The following is a 14,337-nucleotide window of genomic DNA, read 5'->3' on the forward strand; positions in this document are numbered from 1 at the left end:
AAAAATTAAGAGGGTTAAAAAGTGAGTGATTAAATGTCAGTTAGAATTGCTGTGAAATACTGAACTTGTAGTTACGGCCAATGCCCGAAACCTCTTCCCCTAAGTAAGGAGAGTAAGCACGGTTAAACAGGTTATCGATAGTGATGCGGGCTTCAAAGCCTTTCATATAAGGAGAACGCCAGCTAGCAAACAGGCCATGCAGGGCATAACCGCTGCTTTTTGGCAGTGCCCAGGATTCAGACATTGGGTCATCATCAACTGGTGAACGATCTTGCTTACGAATAAAGTCACCTTTCCAACCCATCGTCATCTGCCATTGTGGGATCTTGAACCCTAGCATGGCATGTGCAGAAGTCGGCGGAATTTCTGTAATCCAGGTTTTGCGACCTAACCATGGATCTCGCATTGAAGCATCACGCTGGCCACGTATTGTGGAGAAAGAGAATTTACCGAATAGCGTTCTGCTGTCATAGAAAGTCTCAATTTCCAGACCTTCAATGGTATAGCCCGGCAGATTGCGATAATTTGCCAGTGGTTTTCCACATGAACTGCTAGAATCACTTTCAACTTGAGCTTCACAATACATCCCACGTCTTTTGAAAATTTCATCTTTACCACGGTTGTGGAACAAGGTGGTGCGAATTTGCAGATTGTCATCTTTAAGCATCAGATTATCCAAATCGAAAATTGCGCCGAGGCGTACTCCTGTCATTCTTTCAACATCAAGATTACGGCTGGAGCCGGGGAGATTGGTTTCATTTGACTGAACCTCATATTGCTCGTCAACCACGGGTGCTCGCCATGTACGGCTGATATCCGCAAACAGTGAAAGATTTTTGCTGGCTTGCCACACCATGCCTAAATGAGGCGACCAGCCAGCATAAGTTACACTACTATAGTCATGGTTTACTTTTGGTGACTTGTCGTTAAATCTATGCGCCTTATTCTCTTCACCTATATTTTTGATATGGTCGTAGCGGACCCCCGGAGTTACAGTAACATTGCCCAGTTTTAACGAATCCTGAATATATATGCTGTAAATCTGCTGACTACCGGCTGGCATATAGTAAGGTTGATAATAGCCATAATTATACTCGGCGTTATTTTTCTTACTCTTATCGAACATTAAAACGTCGCGGTTATTCTTATGCCAACGAGTTCCCACCAATAATTCATGTTCGACTATACCTGTTGAGAATACGCTTTTATTGCTGATATCAGCGATATTATCGATGTAAGCAACCCAGCTTTTATTACCCATTAATCCACCGAAATATTTTGAAGAATTCTCTGGGCGGCTATCATCTTGCTTGGTTTTAGAATAAGCATAGGTCATTGTCAGATTTAGCCACGGATGATCTTCCGGTGCGATATTCCATTTGGCCGTATAGTTTTGGTCGACTTGATTACGAAAGACAAGTTTTCTCTTCCATGCCCCATCCCAGCCATATTGTTTTACATCGCTGATTGACGGAACCTCCATCTCATCCCGTTTAACCGCCCACGGCTGCTAGCCATCGGATTCGGAGCGCATGGCTGAAAAGCTCAATGTATGCGTGTCACTGGGGTAGATATTGGTTTTCAATAAATAGGACGTTTGGTTGTTTTGCGAATACTCAAAGCGTGTGCCATCAGGGCGCTTAATATTATGACCATCGCGTTTGCTGACATAGAGCAATCCATCAACAAAGCCGTTGGGATCTCTGCCGTATATTGCGCCACTATTGATCCATTGCCTGTCATTCGTGTGGTAGCTCTGTTTGATAAAGCCACCCCAATCCTCATCAGGACGTAATAAGTCTGTGGCATCTTTTGTCACAATTTTGACGGAACCACCAAACCCACCATTACCATTCAGCAAATTGTGCGGCCCTTTATCAACATCTACACGCTTGATTAACTCTGGTTCAATAAAGATAGAACCCTGACGATATTTCTCGAATCCTTTTGGAGAATCATCCAGAGTGATTTTGACATCTTCTGATTCTCCCATGCCCCAGATATTCAGTGTTTGCCCACCGGGACGCGGAGAGCCTGACATCGAAACACCGGGAAGTTGATCAAGCAATTGTGCAACGTTATCGGCTTGAGTTCGGTCAATATCTGCTTTTTTGAGCACTGAACTACCCGCACTGGTGCTATTGTGTAAACTTCCTACAACGGAAAGTGTAGATAATTTCACCACCTCATCTTTTTTTTCAGCTTTTTGTTCAGCTGGATTTTCAATAGCGTAAACAGGGCTGGAGAATGCAGCCCCCAACACTAATGTCCCTGAGAATGTACTGCTCAAAATTTTTTGAATCACGGTTACGAGTGGGCGTTTTTCTAATTTTTGACTATTATTTGCCATAAATTTCCTGGAATATGATCAAGTAAAGTATTTTCATTGTTATAAGTCACCTGAGAAAGGAAATCGGGCAAATCAAAATGAGAATTATTTTTGTTTTTGTCTAGTTTGTTACGCCTTCTCAACTGCTGACTATGTCAGCAATGGGAGCAAAGTGCTTGTGGGATGTTATGGCACAGAATGGCCAGAACACTCATCGGCGAGGTCATTTACGTAAGTGCAATTTCCGTAAGTACGGGGAGTTAGTCAATGAAGAAAAAGATTCTTAGTTCTCTGATCTTGGCAGGTATTGTGGCACTGATTGTTGGCTGTGATGACGCTTCTAAAAAAGCGGAAGAGGTTGCACAGCAAACTGAAGAAAGCGCAGCACAAACGAAAACTGATGCTGAACAGAAAGTCACAGGCATGATGGATAGTGCAAAAGAAAAATCGCAGGAAATGAAGGAGAGTGCTCTGCATGAAAGCCATGGTATTGTTGATAAGTCCAAAGAAGTGCAAAGCCAAATCAGTAATTCCGTCAGTGATGTAGCCGATCAAATGAAGTCTAAAATGGCAGATATGCAGAATGAGGCCACTAAGACAGCGGGTGATTTGATGGATAATATGAAAGCGAAAACAGGAGATATACAGCATCAGGCCACTGACAAGATCAATCAACTTTCAGATGAAATGAAGTCGAAAACGGAAGAAATAAAATCTGAGGCTGATAAAAAAACGGATGATTTACTCAATAGCCTTAAAGGTGACAGCGATAAAAAAGAATAAGGTTAATTTATCGACTCGATATCCTGTTGGTGTGAACATGAATTAATATCGCGAGGGTGATCTGTAAATGATCACCCTTATTTTTACATGATTTCAACTGAATTATCGTTCTATCCTTCTGACTTGACTTACTTATCTATTTAAAAGTAGGTTAGGATTTACTTTGTAAATCACACTCAGGACATAATAATGAAAATAAAACACAGCTTAGGAAGACAGGACTCCACGTTAATTCAGCAAGCGTTCACCATCCGCAAACAAATATTTACGGATGAGCAGGGATTTGCAGCAGAAATTGATATTGATGAATACGATGATATTGCCCTGCATGTCGTGATATTTGATGATGAAAAGCCAATTGGTGTATTACGAGCGTTCCCAAAGGACAATAACGTGCTTAAAGTTGGACGTGTTGCGGTATTGAAAGATTATCGCGGTCGGGGAATAGGTCGTAAGGTCATGGAGTTTGTTGAGGATTATGGACGAAAAAATGGCATTATAACTATTGGGTTATCCTCGCAATGTCATGCTCAACCATTTTATGAAAGCCTTGGTTATCAGGCTCACGGTGAAATTTATTTGGAAGAGGGCGCGGAACATATCTTTATGACATTGGACTTGGCGTAATCATTTTTTTGATGAATTTGAAAGAATTTGATATCGAAAAGTAATAATTATCACTATTTGAAATATCAATACGGGAAAAGTGAGTGTGCAAACAATATTGCATGAATCACTCAATTTCCCATATTAGTAGTTTATTCTGTTTTCGTGAGAATAAATTTATTTATTGATTATTTTGTGCTAATTGACGAGCAGGTACGTTATTGGCAACATAATATTTCGCCTGACTGCGTGGTAGGGGAGATCTTCCTCGAATTTTATCAGCTATTTTTTCTGCCATCATAATTGTAGTGGCATTCAAATTACCGGTAATGATTTTAGGCATAATGGAAGCATCAATAACACGCAGGTTTTTAACGCCATGCACACGTCCCTGGCCATCTACGACTGCCATTTCATCTGTCCCCATTTTGCAACTGCATGATGGGTGAAATGCAGTTTCGGCATGTTCACGAATAAAGGTATTGAGTTGTTCATCTGTCTGGATTTCTGTGCCCGGTCTGATTTCTCGTCCACAATATGGAGCCAGCGCAGGCTGAGCCATGATTTCCCGTGTAATGCGAATAACATCGCGGAATTCCTGCCAATCTTGTTCTGTTGACATGTAATTGAACAGAATGCTGGGTTGCTGACGTGGATCTCGTGATGTGATTTTCACTTGTCCACGGCTTGGTGAACGCATGGAACCAACGTGGGCCTGAAAGCTATGTTGATTGACGGCATGGTTGCCGTTGTAATTAATGGCAACGGGCAGGAAATGAAACTGAATATTTGGCCAAGCAAATTTTTCACTGGTACGAATAAAACCACCAGCTTCAAATTGATTACTGGCACCAATGCCTGTGCCTTTGAATAACCATTCAGCACCGATTTGAGGTTGGTTATACCATTTCAGTGCCGGATAGAGGGAAATGGGTTTTAAGCATTCATACTGCAAGTACATCTCAAGGTGATCTTGTAGGTTTTGCCCAACTCCCGGCAATACCTGTACCGCAGGAATGCCAAACTCGTTCAATATTTCCTCTGGGCCAACGCCTGAACGCTGCAAAATCTGTGGAGAAGCGATTGTGCCTGCACAGAGTAAAACTTCTTTACGTGCTGCTGCTTGGGTTAAAACCGAACTATTGCCTTGATAAAAATTGACGCCGATAGCTGTCTTTCCTTCGAATTCGAGGGTATCGGTCAAAGCATGAGTAATAATGGTGAGATTGGCGCGTGATCGCGCTTGATCCAGATAGCCACGGGCTGTGCTGGCACGACGCCCGTTAGGGGTGACAGTGCGGTCCATCGGGCCAAAGCCTTCTTGCTGATAGCCATTCAGATCATCAGTACATGGATAACCCGCTTGGATACCCGCTTCTACCATCGCGTGAAAGAGTTCATTATTTCCCGCCTTGGGAGTCATGACACTGACTGGCCCGTCACTGCCGTGATAGTCATTTTCGCCAGTATCCCGTGACTCTGCCTTGCGAAAGTAAGGGAGGCAATCAAGATAAGTCCAGTCTTCCAGACCCAGTTGTATTGCCCAATGATCAAAGTCCATTGCATTGCCACGGATATAGCACATGCCATTGATCAGTGAAGATCCACCAAGCCCCTTACCGCGACTACATTCCATGCGTCGGTTATTCATATGGGGTTCAGGATCGGTTTCATATGCCCAGTTATAACGGGTTCCCTGCAAAGGATATGCCAGCGCCGCTGGCATTTGAGTACGGAAGTCGAATCGGTAATCTGGCCCACCTGCTTCAAGCAGCAGGACAGTAACATCGGGATCTTCCGTCAAACGAGTTGCAAGTACGTTACCCGCTGAACCTGCACCGATAATAATGTAATCAAATACCATTGTTATCCCCTCTGTTTCAGTCATGGATTAAAATAGGGATTCAAAATTGCCCAGTTCCACCTGTATTGATTTGGTTTGTGTGTAATGTTGTAGTGTGACCAGCCCATTTTCGCGGCCAACACCGGAATGTTTATAACCACCGACAGGCATGGCCGCCGGAGATTCTCCCCATGTGTTGATCCAGCAGATCCCCGCTTCCAGTTGGTGGATCACGCGGTGTGCCCGGGAAAGATCTTTGGTCACCAACCCTGCTCCTAAGCCGTAATGGGTGTTATTGGCTCGGGCAATGACTTCATCCTCCGTTTCATAAGACAGGATGCACATCACAGGGCCAAAGATTTCTTCCTGTGTAATCAGCATATCATCGGTACAGTCACTGAATACCGTTGGTGCAACAAACGCGCCTTCCGCCAGTTCACCTTCCAGCAGACGTTCACCACCACAGAGCAGGCGAGCAGGAGTATTTTTGCCGCTTTCAATATAGCGCAAAACGGATTCCATATGTGGGAAGCTCACCAGAGGGCCAAAGTTGGTGTTGGGATCGAGCGGTGCGCCAATGCGAATGCGTCTAACACGCTCAAGAATTTTGGCTTCAAATTGTGGGAGCAGTGCTTTGGGAATAAAGACTCGTGTCCCGTTGGTGCAAACCTGACCTGAACTGAAAAAGTTTGCGATCATAGCAATATCGGCGGCACGATCTAGATCGGCATCATCAAAGATGATCAGCGGAGATTTGCCGCCCAATTCCATTGTGACTTCTTTTAAGCTTGAGCCAGAAGCATTTGCCATGACTTTTTTGCCTGTGACAATGCCACCAGTAAAAGACATCTTGGCGATTTTAGGATGGATTGCCAGGTAATGCCCCACCTCATGACCCGCACCAGTCAAGACGTTGAACACGCCATCGGGCAAACCTGCTTCGGTATAGATCTCAGCTAATTTCAGGGCGGTTAGGGAAGTGACTTCACTGGGTTTGAAAATCATGGCATTGCCGGCTGCCAGAGCTGGTGCTGATTTCCAGAGGGCGATTTGAATGGGGTAGTTCCATGCCCCGATACCCGCCACGACGCCCAATGGTTCACGACGCGTATACACGAAAGAAGATTCACGCAGTGGAATTTGCTGGCCTTCAAGGGCTGGGATCAAACCAGCATAATATTCCAGTACATCAGCGCCAGTGACAATATCAACCTGCTGAGTTTCAGAAAGTGGTTTGCCAGTATCCAGTGTTTCCAATTCAGCCAGTTCATCATTGCGTTCACGCAAGATATTGACTGCCTTATGCAAGATCCGCGAACGTTCCACCGCCGTCATGGCAGCCCAGATTTTTTGCGCTTTATGGGCGCTTTCGACGGCTAGATCAACATCCTGCTCGGTTGCGGATTGAAATTGAGCAATAACTTCGCCATTGGCTGGATTGATTGCATCAAAAGTCGTGTGGTTGGGATTGGTACTATTAACATAAGCGCCGTGGATATAAAGTTTCTGTAATCCAAAATGGGTCATAGATTCTCCTTAAGAGCTTATCCATTAGGTTGTAAGCTAGAATTCAGGTCATATCTGATATGCCGAGTTTCTGCTCGATGTAATTGATGGTTATCTTGAATGCCCCTTCTATGTCAAAAGGCTTGCTGCTTAACGCACTTCTCAGCCAAATACCATCAATTAATGCAGCAAGACCTTGTGCCGCCAGTCGAGCTTCTGCTTTGGGCAGGGTGCGTCTAAATTCGACACAGATATTGGAATACAAACGGCGTTCATTGACTTGTTGTAACCGATACAGGTTGGGCTGATGAATGCTACTCGCCCAGAATGCCAACCAAGTTTTCATTGCTGCACTGCTGATTTGGCTGGGATCAAAATTCCCTTCGACAATGGCCTTCAGCCTTTGAATGGGGGTTGCGTTGTCAAGCAGGCGTAATCGGCGGGCTACTGCCATTCCCAGTTGATGCAATAAGTAACGCATGGTGGCTTCCAGTAGCCCATTTTTATCTTTGAAATAGTGGCTGATAATTCCGTTGGAGACCCCGGCTTTTCGGGCTATTTGCGCAATAGTTGCTTCCTGCATTCCAACTTCATTGACGACGGCTAATGTTGCATCAATGAGTTGCTGTTTTCTTATCGACTGTATTCCAATTTTTGGCATGATTTTATATTCAGCAAATCAATCACTAGGCAGCTATTAAACTTTTTTTTGATTGAATGTTCAATCAAAATTAAATATGTTTTATTACAATATTTTCACAAAGTATAATCGAAATTATTCAATGTGACTTAAATTTTAATTTTAATTCAATTGGTTATGTCCATTATTCTTTTTCTGCACTTTCACTTCCATTAATTTCAGGAACTGCCTATGAGCACACAAGACAGTCCAAAAAACACTCAGAAGGATACACTGAACTCTGTCGTTTTTTTCACTTCTGCTGGACTGATTATCATTTTTTCGTTATTCACGATTTTTTTCACTGATGCAACAAGTATCTGGATAAAAAACACCCTGAATAGGGTCTCTAAAACTTTTGGCTGGTACTATTTGCTGGCTGCTACGCTTTACATCGTGTTTGTCATTTTTGTTGCTGCTTCCCGTTTTGGTTCCATCAAATTGGGGCCAGAGCAATCTAAGCCGGAATTTAGTTTGCTCAGTTGGGCGGCTATGTTGTTTGCCGCTGGAATAGGCATTGACTTGATGTTTTTCTCGGTGGCTGAACCCGTGACGCAGTATATGCGGCCACCAACAGGTCAAGGAGAAACGATTGAAGCAGCTCGTCAGGCGATGGTGTGGACACTGTTCCACTATGGCCTGACGGGCTGGTCTATGTATGCTTTGATGGGAATTGCACTGGGATATTTTAGTTATCGTTATAACTTGCCTTTGACTATTCGTTCAGCACTTTATCCTATTTTTGGTAATCGAATAAACGGCCCAATTGGTCATGCCGTGGATATTGCGGCAGTGATAGGGACGACTTTTGGGATTGCAACCACGTTAGGTATTGGGGTGGTACAGCTGAATTACGGCCTAAAAGTGCTTTTTGGATTGCCACAGGGCTTGGGGGTTCAGGGCGGTTTGATACTGCTGTCTGTGGTGATGGCTATTGTCTCTGTGACTTCTGGGGTGAATAAGGGGATTCGATTTTTGTCCGAATTGAATGTGCTGTTGGCACTTGGTCTGGTCTTGTTTATCTTGTTTGTGGGCGATACTGAATTCCTGCTTAACGGGTTAGTGCAGAATGTTGGAGACTATATTAGTCGTTTCATGGGCATGACACTGAACAGTTTTGCATTTGAACGTCCGACAGAATGGATGAATAATTGGACGCTATTTTTCTGGGCGTGGTGGGTGGCTTGGTCGCCGTTTGTTGGCTTGTTTTTGGCGCGTATTTCCCGTGGCAGAACTATTCGTCAGTTTGTTATGGGAACATTAGTCATTCCATTTGTTTTTACACTGTTATGGCTATCGATTTTTGGTAACAGTGTGTTGTATGAAATCCTTCATGGTAATCGCCAATTGGCAGAAACCGTGCTACAACACCCGGAGCAGGGTTTTTATGGTTTGCTGGCGCTTTATCCGGCATTCACGTTTAGCGCTTCTGTTGCCACAATTACGGGATTGTTGTTTTATGTGACATCAGCGGACTCTGGCTCGCTGGTTTTGGGGAATTTCACTTCCAATCTCAGTGATATCAATAATGATGCCCCTAATTGGTTACGCATCTTCTGGTCTGTGGCGATTGGGGTATTAACACTGGGCATATTAATGACTGACGGCATTTCTGCTTTGCAAAATACCACGGTCATAATGGGGCTACCTTTTAGTTTTGTGATCTTCTTTGTGATGGCGGGATTGTATAAGTCATTGCGTGTAGAAGATTTTAGAAAAGCGAGTTCGTTACAAAATACTTCTCCTACTCTTGTGCATGATAATGGTTCATTGAACTGGAAGCAGCGCCTCAGCCGTATGATGCATTTCCCTGGCACGAAAAATACCCAACGTATGCTGGATAGGGTATGTCGTCCAGCCATGCTGGAAGTCGCGAAAGAGTTAGTTTTGAGTGGTGCGAAAGCCCAATTTAATGCCCTACCCCCGAAAGAAGACAAGCGGCTGAACCCATTTGAGCTGGTTGTTGATTTGGGTGATGAACAAAATTTTGTCTATCAGATCTGGCCGCAACGTTATTCTGTGCCTGGATTTACCTATCGAGCAAGATCGGGCAAATCTTATTATTACCGGCTGGAAACTTTTCTGATGGAAGGAACACAGGGCAATGATTTGATGAATTATACGAAAGAGCAAATCATTAGCGATATTCTTGACCACTATGAAAAACATCTGAATTTTATTCACTTGAACCGCGAAGCACCGGGACAGACATTGATTTTTCCAAGTGGAGGATAAGATCAAGTGATAAAGAATCGCCTGTGTTATATGAACTTGCAGGCGATTCTTTTATCAAAATAGAGAATTAATTTTATCGTTTAAAATTAATTAGGATATTTTTATCCATTTTATGAATGATAAGCATCGGGATAAATTTTACCATAATGACCATCCAATTGAGATTCTGACATTTTTGATATTTCAACATATCTTGGTGAAAACAAAACAAGAAACGACATCAATCCCATTAAGGCAGAAAATATTAATAATAAAATTCTTATATCATAACTTTCTATGATATATGTTGCAGATACCATACCTAACGGTATTGACATGATGCAGATAGCGAGAAATTTAGATTCCATTGTATTACGATGAGTCTCTGGGGTTGCAAGACATCGAATTGAAGTGGTGTTTATATTGTAAATAACCACCCCTATTCCACTAATTAACATATAACTACATAATCCAATTAAGGAGGTTGCAGTGGATATTCCCGTTATGCATACAGATATAGTGAATGCTGCAATAAATGCACTATGAGCTTTGCAAAATATTTTATTTATTATTTTAATCACAATGACACTACCAATCATCATACCTAACCCAAATGTTGCTTCGGCAATTCCCACATGTAAAGCACTAAGTTTAAATTCATTTAAAATAATAAGTGGTGTTATATAGGTTACTAATGGAACTATGGTGAAATTAAAAAAAGAAGAAACGATAACTAAACTTGTTTCTGTAGGGTTTTTAGTAATGATTTTAATACTTTTTATATTACTTTTATGGTGTTGCAATGGCTTTTCTTTTTGTTGATTTTTTATAAAATAAAACCCGATGATTGATGAAAGAGACATTAAGGAAATGAAAATTAAAGCACCATCAATTTTTAAGTAATGGATTATAATTCCAGATATAGCCGGGCCAAGGATGATATTAACGGAATTAACGATCCCTCTATACTTAAATGCAGATTCTAATTTATTTTTATTACTTATTTCCGGAAGGATGCTTGTACCAATTGGTTGAATGAGTATGGCTGAAATCGAAGCGAAAATATATATTATTCCTAAGGGGAGATATAGATTGTTATCTATAAAATTAGAGAAAATAAAAAGTAATGAGGTTGGGGTTATACAAAATAATATTATATTTTTTTTATTGAATGTATCTCCAAGGTTACTCATGAAAACTAGGAATACGACTTGTAAGAACCACGATGTAAAAATAAACCATCCAAGCTGAAAATCTAGATTTAGCACCTCAATCATCCACCATGAAAATAACATGCCAAAAGCCCTTGTAGAGGATGTAAATAAAATATCAGATATTTGATATAAAAAAAATGAAATATTATTTTTCATTATTACCCTTATACTTATTAATAACTTTATTTGTTGATAAATTTAGCTAATGGTACATATGAAATGTATTAATGTCACTTTTATACCCTTCATCTTTCAAGTTGCTGCTTTGCTGGCTGCGTTGCAGTTTGAAATCTATTGGGTATATGTTGAAACTGAATGATGAATGGCGTTAGAGCATAATAAATTTTTATATGGTTTGCCTTCCATTGGTTGGGTTGGGGCGCTGCTTGGCATGATGGCATTGGTGCCAGTTTTGGTGGATACGAGTTTGCATTCAGGTAAATTAACTCGTTGAAATTTGCTTAAAAAATTAGCTAGAGTTTCATGATCTCTTTATGTATATTTATACAGTGTTCTGGCATGGGGAGATCAAATGCGCAAAATTATTCATATTGATATGGACTGCTTTTTTGCCGCCATTGAAATGCGGGATAACCCAACATTCCGCGATATTCCTATTGCAGTGGGGGGAAGTGCGGACCGGCGAGGTGTGATTAGTACGGCCAATTATCACGCCCGTCGTTTTGGAGTACATAGTGCGATGCCCACAGCCATGGCGGTAAAACTTTGTCCTCAATTGAAAGTGATCCCCGGTCGAATGGCACTTTATAAAGAGGTGTCTCAACATATTCGTCAGATTTTTTCCCGTTACACTGAGCTGATTGAACCTCTCTCGCTAGATGAGGCCTATCTGGATGTGACGGATTGCCATTATTGCCACGGTTCTGCCACATTAATTGCCCAAGAAATTCGTCAGGTGATCTTTGATGAGTTGCAATTGACTGCATCCGCTGGTGTTGCTCCCGTCAGGTTTTTGGCCAAAATCGCGTCTGATATCAATAAACCCAATGGTCAATATATTATCTCTCCTGAGCACGTAGAAACCTTTGTGAAATCACTGCCATTACGCAAGATTCCCGGTGTTGGGAAAGTCACGGCTAAACGTCTATCAGATATGGGATTGGAAACCTGCTCTGATGTTCAACACTACGATAAGCTAGCGTTAATTAAAAGTTTGGGCAAATTTGGTCTGGCGCTTTGGGAGCGCAGCCATGGCATTGATGAACGGCAAATCACGCCAGATCGCTTGCGTAAATCTGTTGGGGTGGAAAAAACTTTGGCACAGGATATTCATGAGTGGTGTGAGTGTGTAGAGTTGATTGAACAGCTTTATCCTGAGCTGGAAAAACGGCTAGAAAAGGTAAAACCCGACTTTCGTATTGCTCGTCAGGGTATCAAATTAAAATTTGACGATTTTCAATTAACAACACAGGAACATACCCATCCTTTGTTGGATAAATCCGATCTGATTAAGGTTGCAAAACAGGCTTGGGAAATGCGCAGGGAAGGGCGGGGAGTTCGGTTGGTCGGCCTGCATGTGACATTACAAAATCCACAACTGGAACGTCAACTCTTATTGGAGTGGTAATTTTGAAATGGTAAAGAGGAGGTGGCATACAAGATGGGAATCTCCCCCACAGCAGATGGCAGGGGAGGCGCAATATGACTCTTTATTGTTTTTATTATTACTCGGCATCACTCTTTAACCGGAATAGCTTTCAATATTGCGGTGAGTAATTGCCAATACTGACCAACACTCTTAATATGCACTTTCTCATCAGGAGAGTGAGCACCGCGAATGGTTGGGCCGATGGAAACCATGTCCATATCAGGATACGGTTTTTTGAACAGACCACACTCTAGGCCAGCGTGGATCACCATGATATTTGGGGTTTTGTCGAAAAGTTGGTGATAAGTTTCACGAACTAAATGCATGACCGGGGAGTTGGCATCAGGCTGCCAGCCCGGGTAGCTGCCATTGGCTACTGTTTCTGCACCAGACAGTTTTGCCAGAGAATGCAGCATCTCAACAACATAAGTTTTGCCACTTTCGATCAATGAACGAATCAGGCAGATAACCTCGGCTTTCTCTTCATCCATCGTTACAACGCCAACGTTCAGCGAGGTTTCTACAACGCCTTTAGCTACGTCACTCATACGGATTACGCCATTAGGCATGGTATTGAGCATGGACAGGAAACGGGTTTGGCAACCAGCCGTTAACGCCTGTGATGAGGTTTCGATTTCATCCAGTAAGAGAGTAAGATTGGCTTCAACGACCGCGTATTCGTTTTTCAGTGTTTCCAGATAGCTATCTTTTAGTTGATGCAGTTTTTCAATTTTATCGGCAGGAACCGCAATCACGGTAGAACCTTCACGAGGGATGGCATTACGCAGGGTTCCACCTTGGAGATGAATCAATTTCAGGTTTAGCTCATCTGCATGCGCAGTTAGGAAACGAGCCAGTAATTTGTTGGCATTACCCAGTCCCAGATGAATATCACCACCAGAGTGACCACCTTTTAACCCTTTGATAGTTAGTTGCAGGGTTTTGTAGCCAGCCGTTAGAGCTTCACGGGACAGTTGCAAGGTTGTGATAAAATCAATGCCACCTGCACAACCCATGTAGATTTCACCTTCTTCTTCCGAATCGGTATTGATCAGAATATCAGCCTGCAACCAGCCAGATTTCAGGCCAAATGCGCCATCCATGCCAGCCTCTTCGGTCATGGTCAATAAAACTTCCAATGGGCCGTGTTTGACGGATTCGTCCGCCAATACCGCCAGAGCGGAAGCCATGCCGATACCATTATCAGAACCCAGAGTTGTACCATCAGCAGTAACCCAATCACCGTCGATATAAGGACGGATAGGATCTTTTGTGAAATCGTGTTGGGTATCGTTGTTTTTCTGTGGAACCATATCAAGGTGCGCCTGAAGTACGACGGCCTTACGGTTTTCCATTCCTTTTGAAGCAGGTTTTCTGATCAGAATATTGCCGGCTTCATCCTTCTCTACATGGAAATCTTTGTTTTTGGCCCACTCAATGATATGGGATACTAGCGCTTCTTCGTGATAAGACGGATGAGGAATGGAACAAATTTTGGCAAAAATATCCCAAAGGGGCTGAGGGGATAATGTTGATAATTCGGACACGGCGAAT

The 14,337-nt window shown here is 42.6% G+C and carries 10 protein-coding genes and 1 pseudogene; 5 read left to right on the forward strand and 6 right to left on the reverse strand.

Annotated elements, in window-relative coordinates; genetic code table 11:
• Positions 1-40 precede the first annotated feature (40 nt).
• Positions 41-2,350, reverse strand: a pseudogene (locus H8A87_RS02290) (TonB-dependent hemoglobin/transferrin/lactoferrin family receptor).
• A gap of 246 nt (positions 2,351-2,596) precedes the next feature.
• Between H8A87_RS02290 and H8A87_RS02295 the strand changes: the two are divergent.
• Entirely contained in the window at positions 2,597-3,112 is a 516-nt protein-coding gene (locus tag H8A87_RS02295) for a YtxH domain-containing protein (RefSeq protein WP_198688395.1), read from the forward strand.
• A gap of 189 nt (positions 3,113-3,301) precedes the next feature.
• Positions 3,302-3,739 carry a GNAT family N-acetyltransferase gene (locus H8A87_RS02300; protein WP_198688396.1) on the forward strand — a complete coding sequence of 146 codons (438 nt, stop codon included), beginning with the start codon at positions 3,302-3,304 and terminating at the stop codon, positions 3,737-3,739.
• 160 nt (positions 3,740-3,899) lie between these two features.
• Here H8A87_RS02300 and betA read toward each other — a convergent pair whose 3' ends face one another.
• Genes betA through betI form a run of 3 tightly spaced genes read right to left on the reverse strand, consistent with a single transcriptional unit; the run spans position 3,900 to position 7,728 of the window.
• Complete coding sequence (betA, locus tag H8A87_RS02305) at positions 3,900-5,582, reverse strand: choline dehydrogenase (protein WP_198688397.1); 1,683 nt, start codon at positions 5,580-5,582, stop codon at positions 3,900-3,902.
• 27 nt (positions 5,583-5,609) lie between these two features.
• Positions 5,610-7,088, reverse strand: a complete 1,479-nt coding sequence (betB, locus tag H8A87_RS02310; protein ID WP_198688398.1) for a betaine-aldehyde dehydrogenase — start codon at positions 7,086-7,088, stop codon at positions 5,610-5,612.
• A 43-nt stretch (positions 7,089-7,131) separates the two neighbouring features.
• Positions 7,132-7,728, reverse strand: coding sequence for a transcriptional regulator BetI (gene betI, locus H8A87_RS02315; RefSeq protein WP_198688399.1), 597 nt, complete (start codon positions 7,726-7,728; stop codon positions 7,132-7,134).
• Between the two features lie 210 nt (positions 7,729-7,938).
• Here betI and H8A87_RS02320 point away from each other — a divergent pair, with 210 nt between their 5' ends.
• Positions 7,939-9,981 carry a choline transporter gene (locus H8A87_RS02320; protein WP_198688400.1) on the forward strand — a complete coding sequence of 681 codons (2,043 nt, stop codon included), beginning with the start codon at positions 7,939-7,941 and terminating at the stop codon, positions 9,979-9,981.
• Between the two features lie 110 nt (positions 9,982-10,091).
• Here the strand turns inward: H8A87_RS02320 and H8A87_RS02325 are convergent, their stop codons facing one another.
• Positions 10,092-11,330 carry an MFS transporter gene (locus H8A87_RS02325; protein ID WP_198688401.1) on the reverse strand — a complete coding sequence of 413 codons (1,239 nt, stop codon included), beginning with the start codon at positions 11,328-11,330 and terminating at the stop codon, positions 10,092-10,094.
• Positions 11,331-11,496: 166 nt separating this feature from the next.
• On the opposite strand from H8A87_RS02325, the gene H8A87_RS20160 reads away from it, so the two are divergent.
• On the forward strand, positions 11,497-11,628 hold the full coding sequence (locus H8A87_RS20160; RefSeq protein WP_269749508.1) for a hypothetical protein: 132 nt from the start codon (positions 11,497-11,499) through the stop codon (positions 11,626-11,628).
• A 78-nt stretch (positions 11,629-11,706) separates the two neighbouring features.
• Entirely contained in the window at positions 11,707-12,762 is a 1,056-nt protein-coding gene (gene dinB / locus H8A87_RS02330) for a DNA polymerase IV (protein ID WP_198688402.1), read from the forward strand.
• A gap of 107 nt (positions 12,763-12,869) precedes the next feature.
• Here the strand turns inward: dinB and pepD are convergent, their stop codons facing one another.
• Positions 12,870-14,330, reverse strand: coding sequence for a beta-Ala-His dipeptidase (gene pepD / locus H8A87_RS02335; protein WP_198688403.1), 1,461 nt, complete (start codon positions 14,328-14,330; stop codon positions 12,870-12,872).
• Between the last annotated feature and the right edge of the window lie 7 nt (positions 14,331-14,337).

This window comes from Xenorhabdus lircayensis, from assembly GCF_016306625.1.
Taxonomy (GTDB): domain Bacteria; phylum Pseudomonadota; class Gammaproteobacteria; order Enterobacterales; family Enterobacteriaceae; genus Xenorhabdus; species Xenorhabdus lircayensis.

What these genes read in the sequence shown, in the direction of transcription:
- H8A87_RS02295 (WP_198688395.1), top strand. Translation starts at nt 2,597, where the DNA reads ATGAAGAAAAAGATTCTTAGTTCTCTGATCTTGGCAGGTATTGTGGCA.
- H8A87_RS02300 (WP_198688396.1), top strand. Translation starts at nt 3,302, where the DNA reads ATGAAAATAAAACACAGCTTAGGAAGACAGGACTCCACGTTAATTCAG.
- betA (WP_198688397.1), bottom strand. Translation starts at nt 5,582, where the DNA reads ATGGTATTTGATTACATTATTATCGGTGCAGGTTCAGCGGGTAACGTA.
- betB (WP_198688398.1), bottom strand. Translation starts at nt 7,088, where the DNA reads ATGACCCATTTTGGATTACAGAAACTTTATATCCACGGCGCTTATGTT.
- betI (WP_198688399.1), bottom strand. Translation starts at nt 7,728, where the DNA reads ATGCCAAAAATTGGAATACAGTCGATAAGAAAACAGCAACTCATTGAT.
- H8A87_RS02320 (WP_198688400.1), top strand. Translation starts at nt 7,939, where the DNA reads ATGAGCACACAAGACAGTCCAAAAAACACTCAGAAGGATACACTGAAC.
- H8A87_RS02325 (WP_198688401.1), bottom strand. Translation starts at nt 11,330, where the DNA reads ATGAAAAATAATATTTCATTTTTTTTATATCAAATATCTGATATTTTA.
- H8A87_RS20160 (WP_269749508.1), top strand. Translation starts at nt 11,497, where the DNA reads ATGGCGTTAGAGCATAATAAATTTTTATATGGTTTGCCTTCCATTGGT.
- dinB (WP_198688402.1), top strand. Translation starts at nt 11,707, where the DNA reads ATGCGCAAAATTATTCATATTGATATGGACTGCTTTTTTGCCGCCATT.